Source organism: Dermatophilaceae bacterium Sec6.4 (assembly GCA_039636865.1).
Taxonomy (GTDB): Bacteria; Actinomycetota; Actinomycetes; order Actinomycetales; family Dermatophilaceae; genus Allobranchiibius.
Window position 1 is genome coordinate 909,240 of sequence record CP144172.1, and the last position, 15,144, is coordinate 924,383.

Annotated in this window: 17 protein-coding genes and 3 tRNA genes; 9 read left to right on the top strand and 11 right to left on the bottom strand. The window is 66.3% G+C overall.

Going from position 1 to position 15,144, the window contains the following annotated elements; translation table 11 throughout:
* Positions 1-16: 16 nt before the first annotated feature.
* On the bottom strand, positions 17-814 hold the full coding sequence (locus V3G39_04475) for a fused MFS/spermidine synthase (GenBank protein XAS77310.1): 798 nt from the start codon (positions 812-814) through the stop codon (positions 17-19).
* Between the two features lie 124 nt (positions 815-938).
* Between V3G39_04475 and V3G39_04480 the strand changes: the two genes are divergently transcribed.
* On the top strand, positions 939-1,307 hold the full coding sequence (locus V3G39_04480) for a sterol carrier family protein (GenBank protein ID XAS77311.1): 369 nt from the start codon (positions 939-941) through the stop codon (positions 1,305-1,307).
* A 9-nt stretch (positions 1,308-1,316) separates the two neighbouring features.
* The gene (locus tag V3G39_04485; protein ID XAS77312.1) at positions 1,317-2,180 is read left to right on the top strand and encodes an LLM class flavin-dependent oxidoreductase; all 864 of its coding nucleotides are present in this window, start codon (positions 1,317-1,319) and stop codon (positions 2,178-2,180) included.
* A gap of 58 nt (positions 2,181-2,238) precedes the next feature.
* On the opposite strand, the gene V3G39_04490 is transcribed toward V3G39_04485, so the two are convergent.
* The gene (locus tag V3G39_04490; GenBank protein XAS77313.1) at positions 2,239-3,897 is read right to left on the bottom strand and encodes a hypothetical protein; all 1,659 of its coding nucleotides are present in this window, start codon (positions 3,895-3,897) and stop codon (positions 2,239-2,241) included.
* Between the two features lie 69 nt (positions 3,898-3,966).
* Between V3G39_04490 and V3G39_04495 the strand changes: the two genes are divergently transcribed.
* The 3 genes from V3G39_04495 (at position 3,967) to purM (ending at position 7,048) form a co-directional block, all read left to right on the top strand.
* Positions 3,967-4,206, top strand: coding sequence for a hypothetical protein (locus V3G39_04495; protein XAS77314.1), 240 nt, complete (start codon positions 3,967-3,969; stop codon positions 4,204-4,206).
* A 33-nt stretch (positions 4,207-4,239) separates the two neighbouring features.
* Entirely contained in the window at positions 4,240-5,844 is a 1,605-nt protein-coding gene (purF, locus tag V3G39_04500) for an amidophosphoribosyltransferase (GenBank protein XAS77315.1), read from the top strand.
* A 91-nt stretch (positions 5,845-5,935) separates the two neighbouring features.
* Positions 5,936-7,048 (top strand): phosphoribosylformylglycinamidine cyclo-ligase, encoded by a 1,113-nt coding sequence (purM, locus tag V3G39_04505; GenBank protein ID XAS77316.1) that lies wholly within the window; start codon positions 5,936-5,938, stop codon positions 7,046-7,048.
* 256 nt (positions 7,049-7,304) lie between these two features.
* Here the strand turns inward: purM and V3G39_04510 are convergent, their stop codons facing one another.
* From V3G39_04510 to V3G39_04535, 6 genes are all read right to left on the bottom strand, one after another.
* Positions 7,305-7,511 (bottom strand): DUF3073 domain-containing protein, encoded by a 207-nt coding sequence (locus V3G39_04510; protein ID XAS77317.1) that lies wholly within the window; start codon positions 7,509-7,511, stop codon positions 7,305-7,307.
* A gap of 144 nt (positions 7,512-7,655) precedes the next feature.
* A complete protein-coding gene (locus tag V3G39_04515; protein XAS77318.1) occupies positions 7,656-8,288 on the bottom strand; it encodes a copper resistance protein CopC in 633 nt (210 codons plus the stop codon).
* 96 nt (positions 8,289-8,384) lie between these two features.
* A tRNA-Phe gene (locus tag V3G39_04520) sits at positions 8,385-8,460 on the bottom strand.
* Positions 8,461-8,508: 48 nt separating this feature from the next.
* Positions 8,509-8,582, bottom strand: a tRNA-Asp gene (locus V3G39_04525).
* 53 nt (positions 8,583-8,635) lie between these two features.
* Positions 8,636-8,708 (bottom strand) — tRNA-Glu (locus V3G39_04530).
* 97 nt (positions 8,709-8,805) lie between these two features.
* Positions 8,806-9,843, bottom strand: coding sequence for a PHP domain-containing protein (locus V3G39_04535; GenBank protein XAS77319.1), 1,038 nt, complete (start codon positions 9,841-9,843; stop codon positions 8,806-8,808).
* 73 nt (positions 9,844-9,916) lie between these two features.
* Between V3G39_04535 and V3G39_04540 the strand changes: the two genes are divergently transcribed.
* Positions 9,917-10,384 (top strand): hypothetical protein, encoded by a 468-nt coding sequence (locus V3G39_04540; protein XAS77320.1) that lies wholly within the window; start codon positions 9,917-9,919, stop codon positions 10,382-10,384.
* Positions 10,385-10,425: 41 nt separating this feature from the next.
* Here V3G39_04540 and V3G39_04545 read toward each other — a convergent pair whose 3' ends face one another.
* The 3 genes from V3G39_04545 to V3G39_04555 are packed head-to-tail and all read right to left on the bottom strand — an operon-like array spanning position 10,426 to position 13,112.
* On the bottom strand, positions 10,426-11,388 hold the full coding sequence (locus tag V3G39_04545) for a pyridoxal-phosphate dependent enzyme (protein XAS77321.1): 963 nt from the start codon (positions 11,386-11,388) through the stop codon (positions 10,426-10,428).
* A 2-nt stretch (positions 11,389-11,390) separates the two neighbouring features.
* Positions 11,391-11,870, bottom strand: a complete 480-nt coding sequence (locus tag V3G39_04550) for a hypothetical protein (GenBank protein ID XAS77322.1) — start codon at positions 11,868-11,870, stop codon at positions 11,391-11,393.
* Between the two features lie 9 nt (positions 11,871-11,879).
* Positions 11,880-13,112 (bottom strand): MFS transporter, encoded by a 1,233-nt coding sequence (locus V3G39_04555; protein XAS77323.1) that lies wholly within the window; start codon positions 13,110-13,112, stop codon positions 11,880-11,882.
* Positions 13,113-13,314: 202 nt separating this feature from the next.
* Between V3G39_04555 and V3G39_04560 the strand changes: the two genes are divergently transcribed.
* From V3G39_04560 to V3G39_04570, 3 genes are all read left to right on the top strand, one after another.
* The gene (locus V3G39_04560; GenBank protein ID XAS77324.1) at positions 13,315-13,623 is read left to right on the top strand and encodes a DUF1330 domain-containing protein; all 309 of its coding nucleotides are present in this window, start codon (positions 13,315-13,317) and stop codon (positions 13,621-13,623) included.
* Positions 13,624-13,742: 119 nt separating this feature from the next.
* Positions 13,743-14,333, top strand: a complete 591-nt coding sequence (locus V3G39_04565) for a hypothetical protein (protein XAS77325.1) — start codon at positions 13,743-13,745, stop codon at positions 14,331-14,333.
* A gap of 47 nt (positions 14,334-14,380) precedes the next feature.
* Positions 14,381-15,127, top strand: coding sequence for a type II CAAX endopeptidase family protein (locus V3G39_04570; protein ID XAS77326.1), 747 nt, complete (start codon positions 14,381-14,383; stop codon positions 15,125-15,127).
* Positions 15,128-15,144: the final 17 nt, after the last annotated feature.

Genomic DNA, 15,144 nt, shown 5'->3' on the forward strand with positions numbered 1-15,144 from the left:
CGCAGAGCCTCTAGGCTCAGCGCAGCCGCCAGGCTCCCGGGTCGGGCGGCTGCGGTGACTGTTCACCGAGCTGACCGAACGGCTGGATGCTGCGCAGCAGTGCCGTCACCTCGGCGCCCAGTCGCACGCCGGTCGGGAAGTTGGCGCGCGCCGCCGCTCGACGCAGCGCGGCGTGGTCGAGTGGGGCAGCTGACGCAGCGACCACGAAATTGCCGAACCGCCGCCCCTTGAGAACCTCGTTCGTCGCTATCACGGCCCGCTCGCACAGAGCGTCGGGCACGGTTGCCAGGAAGCGTCGTACGAAGTGCAGACCCGGCTCGTCGGCCAAGTTGGCGAGTAGGACGCCGGTCGGCGCCAACACGCGCGCGCACTCATTGAGGAACCCGGTGCCGGTGAGGTCGGCGGGCACTCGGCCATCCGCGTACGCATCGAGCACGATCACGTCCGCGCTCGCGTCGCGCAGCGCACCGATACCGGCGGCGCCTTCAATGGGCCGCACCCGGATGCGGTGACGGCGCGGCAACGGGATCTCCCGGCGGACCTGCTCGGTCAGTTGGACGTCCGGCTCCAGCACAATTTGCGGCGACCCCGGGCGGGTTGCTTCGATGTACCGGGGCAGGGTGAGACCTGCGCCGCCGATGTGCGTCACCCCCAACGGTCCGGTCGGCAGGGTGTCCAGGACCAACGCGAGGTGCTGGATGTATTCGAAGACCAGCAGTCGGGGATCCTCCGGTTGCACGTGCGACTGCGGATGCCCGTCGCGCATGACGGTCACCCCGCCGCGCTCATCCGTCACGAATTCGATTTCGGCCACCCGCTCATCCAACCCTGTGGTGACTCACTTCCAGAACCTGTACGACCTAGCGCGCTCAATAGGGCGCGCCAGGTCACACAACTCGGGCGCAGAGGTCTGCAGAGTGCCGTGGTGGGATGTGGGTATGCCGCGCCGACGAATCGATCCCGTCGCAGGCGCTGCCGCCCTGCGGGCCTGGATGGCCGACCCCTCGGCGCTCGACAGGTCAACCAGGGCGACTGCGGTGCGCTACACGCTGGAGGAGCTGTCCCTGCAGGCTCCGGGCCGCAGCGTCGAGGTGCGGGTGCCGCCTTACGGCGCGGTGCAGGTCATTTCCGGCACCACTCATCGGCGCGGGACTCCACCGAACGTCGTTGAGCTGGAATCTGATTCATGGTTGGCGCTAGCAGTCGGGGACATCTCGTGGGCGGTGGCCGAGCAGAGCGGCCGATTGTCGGCATCGGGTGGGCGAGCTGACCTGTCGGCATATCTGCCGCTGGTGCCCCGCTCGTAGGGTGAGGCCATGCGATTCGGAATCACCATCCTGCCCGAGCACCGCTGGTCTGACGCCGAGCCGCTGTGGCGAGCTGCAGAGGAATTGGGTTTCGACCATGCGTGGACCTACGACCATCTGACCTGGGCAGGGCTGCCGGATTCGCCGTGGTTCGGGACGATGCCGACACTGACGGCCGCGGCGATGGTTACCTCGCGGATCCGGTTGGGCACCTTTGTGGCCTCGCCGAATTTCCGCGATCCGGTGACCTTCATGCGTGACATCCTGGCAGTTGACGACATCTCCGGGGGTCGGTTCATGACCGGCCTGGGCGTCGGCGGTGACCGCGACGCGGCGGTCATCGGTCAACCGAAACTACCGACGCGGCAGCGAGTCGATCGCTACGAGGAGTTCGTTCGACGGCTGGACACGCTGCTACGAGAGGACCACGTGTCCTACGACGGGGATTATTTCCGGGCTGACGACGCGCGGACACTGCCCGGTCCGGTACAGCGACCTCGGCCGCCGTTCATCCTGGCCGCAAACGGCCCGCGCAACATCCGCTTCGCGGCGGCCCACGGTGACGGCTGGGTGACCACTGGCAAGCGAGGCGACGAGGCGCAATGGTGGGCCGGGATTGCCGAGAGCTCGGATCGGGTGACGAATGCGCTGGCAGCCCAGGATCGGACGGGTCCCTTCGAACGGCACCTGAGCCTGGACAGTGGTGGGTATGCGTTGTCGAGCGTCAGCCGTTTCGAAGACGCGGTCGGTCGAGCCGGGCAACTCGGATTCACTGACGTCACTACGCACTGGCCGCGCGCCGATGGCCCGTATGCCGGCTCACGCGACGTGCTCGAAGAAGTGGCCGCCCGCTTCTTACCCGACCGTCCGTGATTTGGACATGCTCAGCGGGGCACCTGTGCCCCGCTGAGCATGTCCAAAATTTGAGACGTCAGCGCTTGCTGGGGTCCCAGTGACGGAAGCCGGCGTTACGAGCGGTCGACTCGTCCTTGAACCAGACACTCGCCTCCGCGTCGTCGAAACCGGGGGAGTCCAAGGAGTGGAACGACATGTCGTTGTCGTCTCCCTTTACCCATCCCGCCGGTCCTGAGCCGTCGTCACCCGGTTCAGCGGAGCCGGGTCCGAGCGGACCGTCGTCGTCGGTGGTGTCACCTTCGGATGCGGCGTCGCGTTCTTCGATGCGCGCAGCCGCCTGATCGTCGTCGGTGTCCTCGCGTTGTTCGGCAATGTCCGGTTCCACGGCAGGAACAGGCTGCCTGACGGACGCGGACTTCGCCGCAGGCTCGGGGGCCGGCGGTTCGGCTGCTTTGGCAGGTGCCGTGTCGTCCAGGGGTGGGGGTGGGGTGGCCCAGTCGTCTGCGCCGCCCGTGGCGGGCGCGTCGGCTGCGGGTGTGCCTGCTGGTGCGGGTTCGCTTTTCGCGTCGGGGCCGGGTGTGTTGCTGACGTTGTCCGCGCCGCGTATGTGTTCGGACTGGTCCTGCTCGACCGTGGTCTCGGATTGCTCGCCGGTGGCGGGGGCTGGCGACGTGGTGGCGTCGGGTGAGTCATTCAAGGCTGGGGGTGGGGTGGCCCAGTCGTCGCCAGCAGGGGCGACCTGCGGTGCGGCTGTTTTGGCGGGTGTCGTGTCGTTCTTGGCGGGCTTGGGCGGTGTTGTTGCCGGGGTGTCGTCCAGGGGTGGGGGCGGTGCGTCCCAGTCATCGCCACTGCTTGTGATGGATGCCTCGGGTGTTTTTGCAGGCGCGGTGTTATCGGTTGCGGGGGCTGGCGACGTGGTGGCGTCGGGTGAGTCATTCAAGGCTGGGGGTGGGGTGGCCCAGTCGTCGCCAGCAGGGGCGACCTGCGGTGCGGCTGTTTTGGCAGGTGCCGTGTCGTTCTTCGCAGGCTCGGGCGATGTTCTTGCCGGGGTGTCGTCCAGGGGTGGGGGCGGTGCGTCCCAGTCGTCGCCACTGCTTGTGACGGATGCCTCGGGTGTTTTTGCAGGTGCGGTGTTATCGGTTGCGGGGGCTGGCGACGTGGTGGCGTCGGGTGAGTCATTCAAGGCTGGTGGTGGTGCGTCCCAGTCGTCGACAGCAGCAGCCGTAGCTGCGCCAGCCGCATCCGCAGTCACAGCAGTGACTGGCGCGGCGCCCGCAGGCTCGCCTTCGTCGGGTTCCGGAGTGGCCTTCGGTGATCCCGCCTCATTCACCGCTGCTGGTGGTGCATCCCAGTCATCGCCACCGTTCGCAGGCGAGTCGTCCTTCTCATCCGGTGCTCGGGCGGACTCTGGCTGCGCCTTGGCGACTTCCTCGTCCTGCATGGCCACGGCCTGCTGCTCGGCCTGCGGTTGGTGCTCGACGGGCCTTTTCGCAGGCGTGGCAGGAGTTGCCGCACCGGCTTTGATCGATTCCGGCTCAGACCTCGGCTCGGATTCAAGCGTCGGCTCGGGATCGGGTTTCGACTCAATTGCAGGCGTCGGATCAGCGCTACTGACCTTGCGATCGCTGGAAACGCCATTGATGCCGATCGATCCACCGCGCTTCGGGTCGCGCAACAGAATGTAGAGACCCTCGGCTACAACGAGGATCGCCAGCACGAGCACAGCCCAGATCATGGCAACTCACTTCTACGGATGTGGTGTGGGACGTGGCAACCCTAACGAAACCTCGCCTACGGTTGAGGGGTGTCCGACCAGTCGCCCAACCGCATGCGCCCGGTCCGCCGCGCGCCAAACATCGTTGCCTTCCTCGCCAGCGGCGCTCTGATCGGTTTGCTGGTCGGCGGGTTCATCGGTATCCGGGCCAACACCGGCAACTACACACAGAGCACTGCCATTGCCCTGTTGGCGGTGATCGGGGCGATCGTGGGCGCCGTCGTCGGCGGGGTCGCGGTCGCGCTGATCGAGTACCGCTCCCTGCGATAACCGGGTCGCCGCATACGTGGGAGACTTAACCCTGTGAAGCGCGGCGACGGCAGGCTTTCGCACGATCTCTTGCAAGGCGAGAAGGGTCCACAAGATGCATGTGGAGTGTTCGGGGTGTGGGCGCCCGGCGAGGAAGTCGCCAAACTGACCTACTTCGGCCTGTACGCGCTGCAGCACCGCGGCCAGGAATCCGCCGGTATAGCGACCAGCGACGGACACAGCATTCTGATCTACAAGGACATGGGCCTGGTTTCCCAGGTGTTCGACGAATCCAGTCTTGCGTCCCTCCGCGGACACCTGGCGATCGGGCACAGTCGGTACTCCACTACCGGTGGTAGCACCTGGGAGAATGCTCAGCCCACACTTGGCGGGAGCGAAGACCGCACGGTCGCGCTGGCGCACAACGGAAACCTGATCAACACCGCCGAGCTGCGCGAGATGGTTGAAGAGCGGCATGCCGGTCGTAAGGTCACCGGTGAAATTTCGCGCGGAAACACCTCCGATACGGCCCTCGTGACCGCGTTGTTGTCTGAGGATCCGGAGCGTTCGCTGGAGGACGTCGCCATGGAGGTGCTTCCAAAGCTTCGTGGTGCCTTCTGCTTCGTCTTCATGGACGAAACGACGTTGTACGCCGCTCGCGATCCTCAGGGGGTGCGGCCGCTGGCCCTCGGCCGCCTCGAGAACGGCTGGGTGATCGCCTCGGAGACCGCTGCGCTGCAGACCATCGGGGCAAGCGTCGTGCGGGAGATCGAGCCCGGCGAACTGATTGCCATCGACGGCGACGGGTTGCGCTCGCACCGCTTTGCCGAGGCCGATCGCAAGGGCTGCGTCTTCGAGTACGTCTACCTGGCGCGCCCCGATGCCGTGATCAGCAAGCGGGTCGTGCATGAGGCGCGGGTGGCGATGGGGCGCCAACTGGCGCGCGAGCACCCCGTCGAGGCCGACCTGGTCATCGGTGTACCCGAGTCCGGGGTGCCTGCAGCGACCGGGTACGCGCAGGAAGCCGGGATCCCGTTCGGCCAGGGCTTCGTGAAGAACGCGTACGTCGGACGCACGTTCATCCAACCCAGTCAGACCCTGCGTCAGCTCGGTATCCGACTCAAACTCAACCCGCTGGAGCACGCGATCCGTGGGAAACGCATCGTGGTGATCGATGACTCGATAGTGCGCGGCAACACCCAGCGCGCGCAGATCAGAATGCTGCGCGAAGCCGGCGCCTTGGAGATCCACGTGCGTATCTCCAGCCCGCCGGTGCGGTGGCCGTGTTTCTACGGCATCGACTTCGCCACCCGCGCCGAGCTGATAGCAACCGGGTTGGACACCGAGGCCATCCGCGCCTCGATCGGCGCCGACTCGCTCGGCTATATCTCCGAAGCAGGCATGATCGGCGCGACCGGGCAACCCGCGGACACACTGTGCGCCGCGTGTTTCACCGGGGAGTACCCGATCCCGCTCCCCGAAGACGGGCGGATCGGTAAAAATCTGCTGGAAACGTTGCCCATCGACCTGGCCACCGGTCACGACGCGTCCATTCAGCACACCGAGGCTGATCGCCGCTCGCCTGTGGGCCTCCGGGACGCTGACGGGGTCGGCACCGGGGTGTCCGGCGGCGGTAGCGGCGCTCTGTCGCACCCGTGAAGTCTCGCGAACTTCCGCGGCCAATCGCTTCAGGACGACCGCGAAGCGCTCGTGCCTTGCCTAGCCGCCGACCCGAATGCCTGAGGACACCATGAGTGAAGCCCCGATCACCTACGCAGGCGCTGGAGTTGACGTCGAGGCCGGTGACCGGGCCGTGGAACTGATGAAGGCTTCGGTCCAACGGGCGCAACGGCCCGAGGTGATCGGCGGACTCGGCGGCTTCGCCGGGTTGTTCGACGCGTCCGCTCTGGTCGGGATGACCCGCCCCGTGCTGGCCACCTCCACGGACGGCGTCGGCACCAAGGTCGCTGTCGCACAGGCGCTGGACAAGCACGACACGATCGGGTTCGACCTGGTCGGGATGGTCGTGGACGACATCGTCGTGTGCGGCGCCGAACCACTCTTCATGACCGACTACATCGCAACCGGCAAAGTGGTGCCGGAACGGGTCGCTGCCATCGTGTCGGGAATCGCAGCAGCGTGTGCTCAGGCAGGCGTCGCGTTGATCGGCGGGGAGACCGCCGAGCACCCGGGGTTGCTGGAACCCGACGAGTACGACGTGGCGGGTGCCGCAACCGGGGTGGTCGAGCATTCCGACCTGCTCACGCCGGACCGGATCCAGGCCGGTGACGTGGTACTCGCTGTGGGTTCCTCGGGGTTGCACTCCAACGGGTTCTCGCTCGTGCGAAGAGTGGTCGCGGCCGCAGGCTGGTCCTGGGAGCGGCAGGTCGAGGAATTCGGACAGACCCTGGGCGAGGAGGTTTTGACACCCACCCGCGTCTACGCGGCCGATCTGCTGCGCTTGATCCGCACCGACGGAATCGATGTGCACGGCCTGTCGCACATCACCGGGGGTGGGTTGGTCGCCAATGTGGCCAGGGTGCTGCCTGCAGGCCTGCTAGCGACGCTGAACCGCGATACGTGGACCCCGCCAGCCGTCTTCAGTGTGATCGGCGAACTGGGGCGCGTCCCGCAACCGGATCTGGAGCGCACCCTCAACATGGGCGTGGGCTTCACTGTGATGCTGCGGCCAGAGCACGCGGATACCGCCATTGCAGCACTTGGTGCGATGGGACTGTCCGCGTGGGCACTCGGCGAGGTGCAGGTCGACGCCGGCTACAAAGGGTCCCGCGGCGACGTGGTCAGTGGAGCGAAGGGCTCACAAGGCGGCTCAGCGGTCCTCCTCGGCTCGCACCGGAACTGAGCCGGTAGGTCTCCCGCCGTCAGCTCTGCAAATTGGCGGTTGACGGGATGCGCCCACTGTTCCGACGCGCCGCACAGGCACAGCGGGCGTTTCCGGCACAACGAATCAGTGGGATGACGGCGAGCCGCGCCGCGGATCAGCACAGTGACGACTGCGTGCTCTCGACCATTGGTTGGGAGCACGCAATCAGTGGTGATGATCCGGTGGACGCTGAGCGGCCCGGTCATCGAGCTGTTCGCTCGTTGACGACGTAGGGTCAGAGCTGCTCGGAAGCCCACCGCGAGTAGTCGCCGTAGCCTTCCTCGTCGCTGTCTTCAGGCTCAACGGCAGCAGGTGGCGCCGGTGGCGGCGTCCCATGCGAGCGCAACTCGCGCTGCAGTGCGTTGAGGTCGGTGTCGGGAGAGTAGTACTTCAACTCCCGGGCAACCTTGGTCTGCTTGGCTTTCGCCCGGCCACGCCCCATGGCGCAACCCCCTCATGTCGTTACGTGTGGTTTCTCGTGCGTTCCAAGATACCCCAGGATTGATCCGACACTGGTGACCACCCGTCGTGTTGGGAGTCCCGGCGTGGTCGGTCGCCCGAAAGAGAGCGGTATCGCGCCAATTTGTCACTCTTCGCGGTCGGCGGGGCCGTCCTGTGGTTCATCGTCAGTGAGGCGTTTTCGTGAGATCGCCACGGCCGCAACGATGGCCAGCACGGCTACGCCGACAGCGCCGAGGACCCAACCGGGCTCGTTGTTGGTCGAATTGGTCGGCACCCGCTGGGTGGGTGTGGCGCTCGCGCTCGCGACCGAGCCTCCGGTGGCGCTCGTCGTATCGGACGTGGCCGAGCCCGTTGCACTGGAACTGCCTGCGGCGGAGGTACTGCTGGACGAAGTGGCCGCAGCAATCGCGGTGAAGGCGAACTTGCCGCTGACCGGGTGACCATCGGCTGAGGTGACGCGCCACACCACCTTGTACTGTCCGGCCGGTAGCGCGGCCGGGAGGGCAACCGAAACGCTCGTCGCCGACACCGCCGGTGTCCCTGCAACGAGCGCGCCGGACGAGTTGCGGATCTCGATCCTGGTGCCGGTCGCGATCACCGTGTCGGAGAAGGTCAGGCGTACTGATTTCGGCGCCGTCACGTTGGAGTCAGCAGAGGGCGTCGTACTGACCAACTGGTCGTGCGCAGAGGCGGGACCGGCTGAGATCCACCAGAAGAGCGGTAGCAGGAGTAGGAGCAGACTTCGGTAGCGGCGCACGCCCCAATCCTCGGACATCGAGGTGGTTGCGGCGTACTCGGGCCCGCGCGGAACGAAAAACCGCCCCTGGCGCGAACCGGGGGCGGTCTTCAGTGCTGGTGGCCAGAGACGGGGTCGAACCGCCGACCTAGCGATTTTCAGTCGCTCGCTCTACCAACTGAGCTATCTGGCCGAGAAGGGCTACTTTCGCAACCCGGTACAACTCCGTACAAAAATAAAGCGACCCCGACGGGACTCGAACCCGCGACCTCCGCCGTGACAGGGCGGCGCGCTAACCAACTGCGCTACGGGGCCTTGCATGCAAGGCCATGAAGAGTGACTCTTGAACGTTTGTTGCTGGTACTGCGTATCCCCAACGGGATTCGAACCCGTGCTGCCGCCGTGAAAGGGCGGTGTCCTAGGCCGCTAGACGATGGGGACCCGACTTCTACGAGACCGTCACCGCGTGTCGCGATCTCGGACCCGTTGAGGACTTGCGCAACTATAGAGGTTGCTCCGCCGGTGTCCAAAACCGACGTCAGCCGGCCGCCCATTCCAGCAGCCGGTCGGCCTCCCATGTCGTGAGGATCCGCTCAGGCGGCACCCGGAGTCGTTGAGCGCGTGCGGCTCCGTAGACCAGGAAATCAAGCTGCCCTGGGGCGTGAGCGTCGCTGTCGATGGAGAAGAGGCAACCGACCTCCATCGCCAGCTCGATGAGTTCGTCCGGTGGGTCGCACCGCTCCGGACGCGAGTTGATCTCCACTGCGGTGTCGTGCTCTGCGCATGCTTCGAAGACGGCGCGGGCATCGAAGACGGACTGATCGCGCGTACCCCGACCGCCTTCGACCAGCCGGCCGGTGCAATGGCCGAGAATATTGGTGCGGGGGTTGGTGACCGCGGCGATCATCCGGCGTGTCATCGCGTCCCTGCTCATCTTCAGTTTCGAATGCACCGACGCGACCCGGACATCGAGTCGCGCGAGCATCTCCTCGCTCTGGTCCAGTGAACCGTCGTCGAGGATGTCGACCTCGATGCCACGCAACAGCCTGAACCCGTCGACATGTCGGTTGATCGTGTCGATGACCTTGAGTTGCTCCGCGAGGCGCTCGGCAGTGAGTCCGTGTGCGATCTTCAGCCGTGGCGAATGATCAGTCAGGACGATGTACTCGCGGCCGAGTTCCATTGCAGTGGCGACCATCTCGGGGATCGGCGAACCTCCATCGCTCCAGTCGGAGTGGCAGTGGCAATCACCACGCAGTAACGCGGCGTACTCCTCGCCGCCCTCCACGAGGGGCCCCGCGCTCTTGTCCTCCAAGGCGCTCAGGTACTCAGGTCGCTTTCCCGCCAAGGTCTCGATCAGCACCGCTTCGGTTGCCTTGCCGATGCCGGACAGTTGTTGCAGTGTGCCGGCGTCGGCTCGTCGGTCCAGTTCCTCGCGGGGGGTCGCGATGACGGTGTCGACTGCGTTGCGGAACGCCTGGACGCGGTAGGTCCCGGCGCGCGACCGTTCCAGCAGGAAGGCGATCCGCCGAAGTGCGTCGACGGGTTCGATGGACTCTTCACTGCTGCCGGCCATGTCTGCAGCCTGCCCTAACGTGACCGTCGCGCGAAAGTGCCGCTGGAGCGCCGGACGGCTAGGGTCTGGTCCCGTGAAGATCCCCGCAGTGATCGCCGCCTTTGCGATCGTGCTGGGCCTGGTGTGGTGGGTACGGCACCGATTCCAGGAGCGGCACCTGCTCTGGCTGGTGCAGCGGTCCAGGGGCACTCCGAAGCGGGCGCAGGCGGTCACTCTCCTGCCTGAGCTGGCTGCCCTGCTCGCTGCCTGCGCAGCGCTCGTTGTCGCAGTGCTCAGCGAGCAGTTGTGGGGGCTGTTCTGGCTGCGCATCCCGCTGGCGATCCTGGTGCTGCTGCTCTATGTGCCTTATGCCGCGATGCTGGCGCCAGTGCGCGCGATTCCGAAGATGCGGCGTACCCCGAGTCAGCGGATGGTGGATCAGGGAGCCTCACCGCAGGTCGCCGAGGCGATCGCACGCACCGGTCGGCCGTTCGCGGTCACCGGAACTGTGCTGATGCTGGCGGCCGTCTATGTGCTGTTCTGGCACCACATCTCAGGCTGACCCCACCCCGGTCGGCGGCACTGCACTTGCGCTGCCAGGGGTCAGGTGGCGAGCAACGCGGCGTAACGGTCGAGGTCGATGTTGCCGCCGGAGATGATGACACCGACCCGCATACCCGCCAGCCGGTCGCACAGGATACGGGCTGCGGCATAGGCGAGTGCTCCGGTGGGCTCCACCACGGCCTTGTACGTCGCAGCGAGCGACCGCATCGCCTCGATCAGCTCGGCGTCGGTCACCAATACGATGTCGGTGACTTCCCGCTGAATGATCGGGAAGGTCAGGGTGCCCAGCGCAGTGGTCTGCGCACCGTCCGCGAGAGTCTCCGGCACGTCGATGGACACGATGTGGCCGGCTTCCAAAGACTGTTTGCCGTCGTCGCCCGCCGCCGGCTCGGCCCCGAAGATCAGCGCCTCCGGGCACGCCGCCCGCACCGCGAGACAGGTGCCCGCCAGTAGACCCCCACCGCCGAGGGGCACGATCACCGCATCAAGTGGCCCCGCCTGCGCGATGAGTTCTCGGGCCGCTGTGCCCTGACCGGCGATGACATCGCGATGATCGAACGGCGGCAGCAGCATTGCCCCGGACCGATCGGCAATGCCGGCAGCGATGGCAGCACGGTCCTCGGTGCGGCGGTCATAGAGCACGACGTCGGCTCCGTACCCGCGGGTTGCCGCGAGCTTGGTCGCCGGAGCGTCGGTGGGCATCACGATCGTCGCGGGTATGCCGAGCAGTGCCGCAGCCTTGGCCACTGCCTGCGCATGGTTTCCGGAAGAAAATGCCACCACGCCTGCCGGACCTGCGTGTTGGCTGATCGCGTTGTAGGCACCGCGGAACTTGAACGCGCCCACCCGTTGCAGATGCTCACCCTTCAGGAAGAGATGCATCCCCATGTCAGCGTCGACGCGTGACGAGGTCAACACCGGAGTCCGGTGGGCGACGCCCGCCAACCGTTCGGCAGCGCCAGCAACGTCAGTGGCATCGGGGGGCAGGGGGTGCTGAGCCACTGTCAGCCCTTCTGCTTCTTCTCCAGCTGTTTGCGCGCCGCTTCCTCGGCTCGTTTTCCGGCGTAGTCCTGCGCCTGCTTCACCGCGAAGAGCACGACGACGGTGCCGACGGCCATCCAGATGCGGGGGTGCCTGATGCCCTTGCCGATCAGATATCCCTCGACCTTTGCATCGACCTTCAGGCCGATACCGGAGCTGACCAGGGTGATTCCGCCGGTTGCGATGGCCAGAGCTGAGCTCGCTGTGGCGACCGTCTCAGCTTTGGTGCGGGTCGGCTCGACACCGAAATCGCCGGCCGGGTTGCCCTTGCTGCGGGTGGACATGAAGACCGAGCTCACGGTGCCGGCCGTATTGGCGAACTTCAAGGCGCGCCGACCCCATTTGGGCAGCCGTGCAGGCTGCAGGAAGACGCCCGCCCCGGCGGCCACTGCAGCTGCGGCGTTCTGGGCTATCGGGGTGCGAAAAAGGTCAGTAGAAGCCATGACCTCAGCCTATGCCGGGACGGATGCCGCGTCTTTCACCTGCGAGGAGGCGCGCAGCAACGGGCGTCGAGTGCCGACAGCCAGTGCGGCGCCCAGAACGCAGGCGGTAACCGTGACGGCGAAGGCACCCGTGGCGCCGTGCTCGTCGGCGAAGTACCCGCTGATGGTGGTGCCGCAGGCGTACCCCAGCCCGGTCGCGGCCGCGAGCAACGTCATCGCGGCACCTACCCGCGGCATCGGCGTGATGACCTCCGCCAACGTGAAGGTGGTGATCATGTAGGGCGCGACGCAGCAGCCGAGAATGAGGAGCACGGGGATGAGTGTCGCGAGTGAATCCACCAGCAGGAGCGGCGTCGACAGGGCAAAGAGGGCCAGCGCGGCCAACCGCAGCCGGTCGGCATACGCGAAGGTCGCCGGCACGGCAGCCATCCCAACCCCTGCGAGCACACTTCCGACACCCAGCAATGCGTGGAACAGGCCGGTGATGGAGGCGTAACCGGCGTTCGTCGCGATGACGGTGGTGCCCGTCTGCACCGAGCCGAAGACCGAGCCGATGAGCAGCTGCGCCACGCACAGGATCCCGATGGCAGGAGTGAGCAGCCGAGCGGGTGCCCCTTGTGTCAGGGAGGTGCGCTGAATCAGGGCCGCAGTGGGATGCACGGCAAACCACACACCGAAGACCGCCAACACGACGGCGGCGATCTCGAGCGCGAACTGTGGCCCGCCGAAGGCGCCGAAAATGCCTACGAATGCCGGGCCGAGGACAAAAGAGGCTTCATCGGCAGCGCCTTCGTAGGAGAACGCCGTGTCCACGAGGCGCACCGGCTGGTCACGGTGGGCGATGATCGGCCGCCAGCGCACCCGGGCGAGCGGGCCGACCTGCGGCAGCATGAGCCCGGTTGCGGCGCACATGGCCGCAATCAACGGCCACGCAACTGCGGACTGCGAGAGCGCGACGATTGCGATGAGGCCGGCGGCGCCCGAGATCGACTGGGTGAGAGCTATCGGCCGCTGGCCGATGCGGTCGGCAGCGTTGCCGAACAGCGGGGCGCCGATGGCGTTGGCCAGAGCCAGCGCGCCGGCGCAACCACCACCGATCGCGTAGCTACCGGTGCGCTCGGCCACCAGGAGCAGGACGCCGAGCTGGCTCATTGCGAGTGGGAGACGGGCGAGGAAGGCGATGACGATGTAGCGGCGACCGCTGATCGCGAACAATGCCTTGTAAGAGGTCGTGGGGGACATCAGTGACTCCGAGCATGCGAGCGATGCGCGACGTCCCACCACACGTTCCGCGCCTGTCCCTGAGCTGTAGAACCAGTCTAGTGCAGTGAATCAGAAGTAGGCGGGTGCGGACATCCGCACTGGTAGCTACGGCGCGGTGTCCGTTCCGGTGTCTAGGGTCAGGGCGGTAGAAGTTGGACGGCGACGACGAAGGGTGCACACGATGGCCAAGGGTTACTGGGTCGGACGGGTCGAGGTCAACGATCCGGAGCAGTACGCGAAATACGTTGCGACGAACGGGCCCGCCTACGCCGCTTACGGCGGACGGTTCTTGGTGCGCGGTGGTGATTACGAGACCGTCGAGGGCGAGAGCCGATCGCGTAACGTCGTGATCGAGTTCCCCTCGTACGATGACGCGCTCGCGTGTTTTCGGTCTGATGCCTACCAAGCCGCACGCGAGCACCGGCTCGGGGCTGCAGATGTCGACATGATCGTGATCGGCGGCTACGACGGTGCTCAGCCGGGCGAGTAGCCACGCTGTGCTACTTCGACGATTTCGGGTCGATCGGGGCTGATTGATACGCGGTTCGCGAAAGTGCCCAACCGGTGTGGTCGATCTGTCGTCATATGTGGCATGGAGTCAGGCCAGGCATGAACTCGCGATACGTGGTCGTTGTCCTCGTCGCTGCTGCAGGCGTGAGCGGATGCAGCAACGGGGGCAGCCGGTCCAGCTCGGTGCATATCGGATTGTCGTCCTCTCACGGTGTTCCTTTTTTCCGCGAGGTCCAGGTGCAGCACCCGAAACGTCTGCACGGCTCTTGCAGCGCACCCCCGGTGCCGGTGCCGGTGGCGAAGGCAAAAGATGCGCCGGCGTTCATCGACCCAGATCCGAGCGGTGGCACCGCTGTGTGGCAGCCGGGCCTGAACAGCGCACGATGTCAGGCACTCACCACCCAGTTGACGGCAGCGCGCGCGACCGCGCTGGCCCACGAGGTCGACCACGACAGGGTCATCCCCGCCACCGCGAGTTTCGCCTGCCCGGCCGACGACGGTTCGCGTGTCGACATCTACTTCAGCTACGCCGACACGCGGACCGAGCTGATCGACATTGCTCTGAATGGCTGTCGGTTCGTGTCTGCTCCCGGTCGGAGCGCGCGGTACGCGCCGGAGTGGACCGGCGGCACGTCGGTGCTGAGCGCGGTGACGCCCCGCGGGTGGGTGTTGCGGAACTCGGGGCACTGACCCGGTCGCCTGATCATCAAGAAAAGGTGACTGGCAGACTGAGAAGCATGAGTGTTTGGGACGGTCTCAAGACGCGCACCCAAGGGTGGCTCAACAGTGCGAGCAAGCACTCGTGGCTGGTTCCCATCGAACGCGATCACTGGCAGACGAAAGAGGAGTTCCGTCGTCGCCAGTGGGTGACCGCAGTCACTATCGTGGTCGGCACCCCGCTGCTGCGCAAGGCGCTGAACCAACAGCCGGGCAGCCGCGCGTTCTACTCCCACACCGTTGCCCTGGCATCGGTATGGGCGGGGGGAGCCTTCGCCTCGGGTCCGCTGCACGCCGGTTGGAGCAGCACCCGGGTGCCCGACAAGAAGGCTCGACCTGTCATCCGTCCGATGACGATCGGTGCCGGTGCGGTGGTCGGCTTCGCAGCGATCGCCGCCGTGGTGGCGCCCTACCCAGTCTTTCGGCGACCCATGCTCAAGGTACTCAATCACGCCCGTTTCGGGTCGTTGCCCGTCGTCATCCCGCTGACCATCCTCACCGGCGTCGGCGAGGAGCTTTTCTTCCGCGGCGCGTTGTACGCGGGCACCAAGAATCCGCATCAGATCATCGTCACGACCACCGCCTATGCGGTCATCACGGCTGCGACCGGTAACCCGATGCTGGTATTGGCGGCTGCCGCGCTCGGTGTCCTCGTCGGTATCGAGCGTCGCACGACGGGCGGCGTGCAGGGTCCGATCGTGATCCATATGACCTGGTCGACCGGCATGCTGCTCGTGCTGCCGCCGATCATCGAGGCGCGTCGCTGACGTGAACGGTCTGCCGC

Excerpts from the sequence above, each read along its gene's own strand:
- V3G39_04480 (XAS77311.1), top strand. The coding sequence starts at position 939 with ATGCCGCGCCGACGAATCGATCCCGTCGCAGGCGCTGCCGCCCTGCGG.
- V3G39_04485 (XAS77312.1), top strand. The coding sequence starts at position 1,317 with ATGCGATTCGGAATCACCATCCTGCCCGAGCACCGCTGGTCTGACGCC.
- V3G39_04490 (XAS77313.1), bottom strand. The coding sequence starts at position 3,897 with ATGATCTGGGCTGTGCTCGTGCTGGCGATCCTCGTTGTAGCCGAGGGT.
- purM (XAS77316.1), top strand. The coding sequence starts at position 5,936 with ATGAGTGAAGCCCCGATCACCTACGCAGGCGCTGGAGTTGACGTCGAG.
- V3G39_04510 (XAS77317.1), bottom strand. The coding sequence starts at position 7,511 with ATGGGGCGTGGCCGGGCGAAAGCCAAGCAGACCAAGGTTGCCCGGGAG.
- V3G39_04535 (XAS77319.1), bottom strand. The coding sequence starts at position 9,843 with ATGGCCGGCAGCAGTGAAGAGTCCATCGAACCCGTCGACGCACTTCGG.
- V3G39_04550 (XAS77322.1), bottom strand. The coding sequence starts at position 11,870 with ATGGCTTCTACTGACCTTTTTCGCACCCCGATAGCCCAGAACGCCGCA.
- V3G39_04555 (XAS77323.1), bottom strand. The coding sequence starts at position 13,112 with ATGTCCCCCACGACCTCTTACAAGGCATTGTTCGCGATCAGCGGTCGC.
- V3G39_04560 (XAS77324.1), top strand. The coding sequence starts at position 13,315 with ATGGCCAAGGGTTACTGGGTCGGACGGGTCGAGGTCAACGATCCGGAG.
- V3G39_04565 (XAS77325.1), top strand. The coding sequence starts at position 13,743 with ATGAACTCGCGATACGTGGTCGTTGTCCTCGTCGCTGCTGCAGGCGTG.
- V3G39_04570 (XAS77326.1), top strand. The coding sequence starts at position 14,381 with ATGAGTGTTTGGGACGGTCTCAAGACGCGCACCCAAGGGTGGCTCAAC.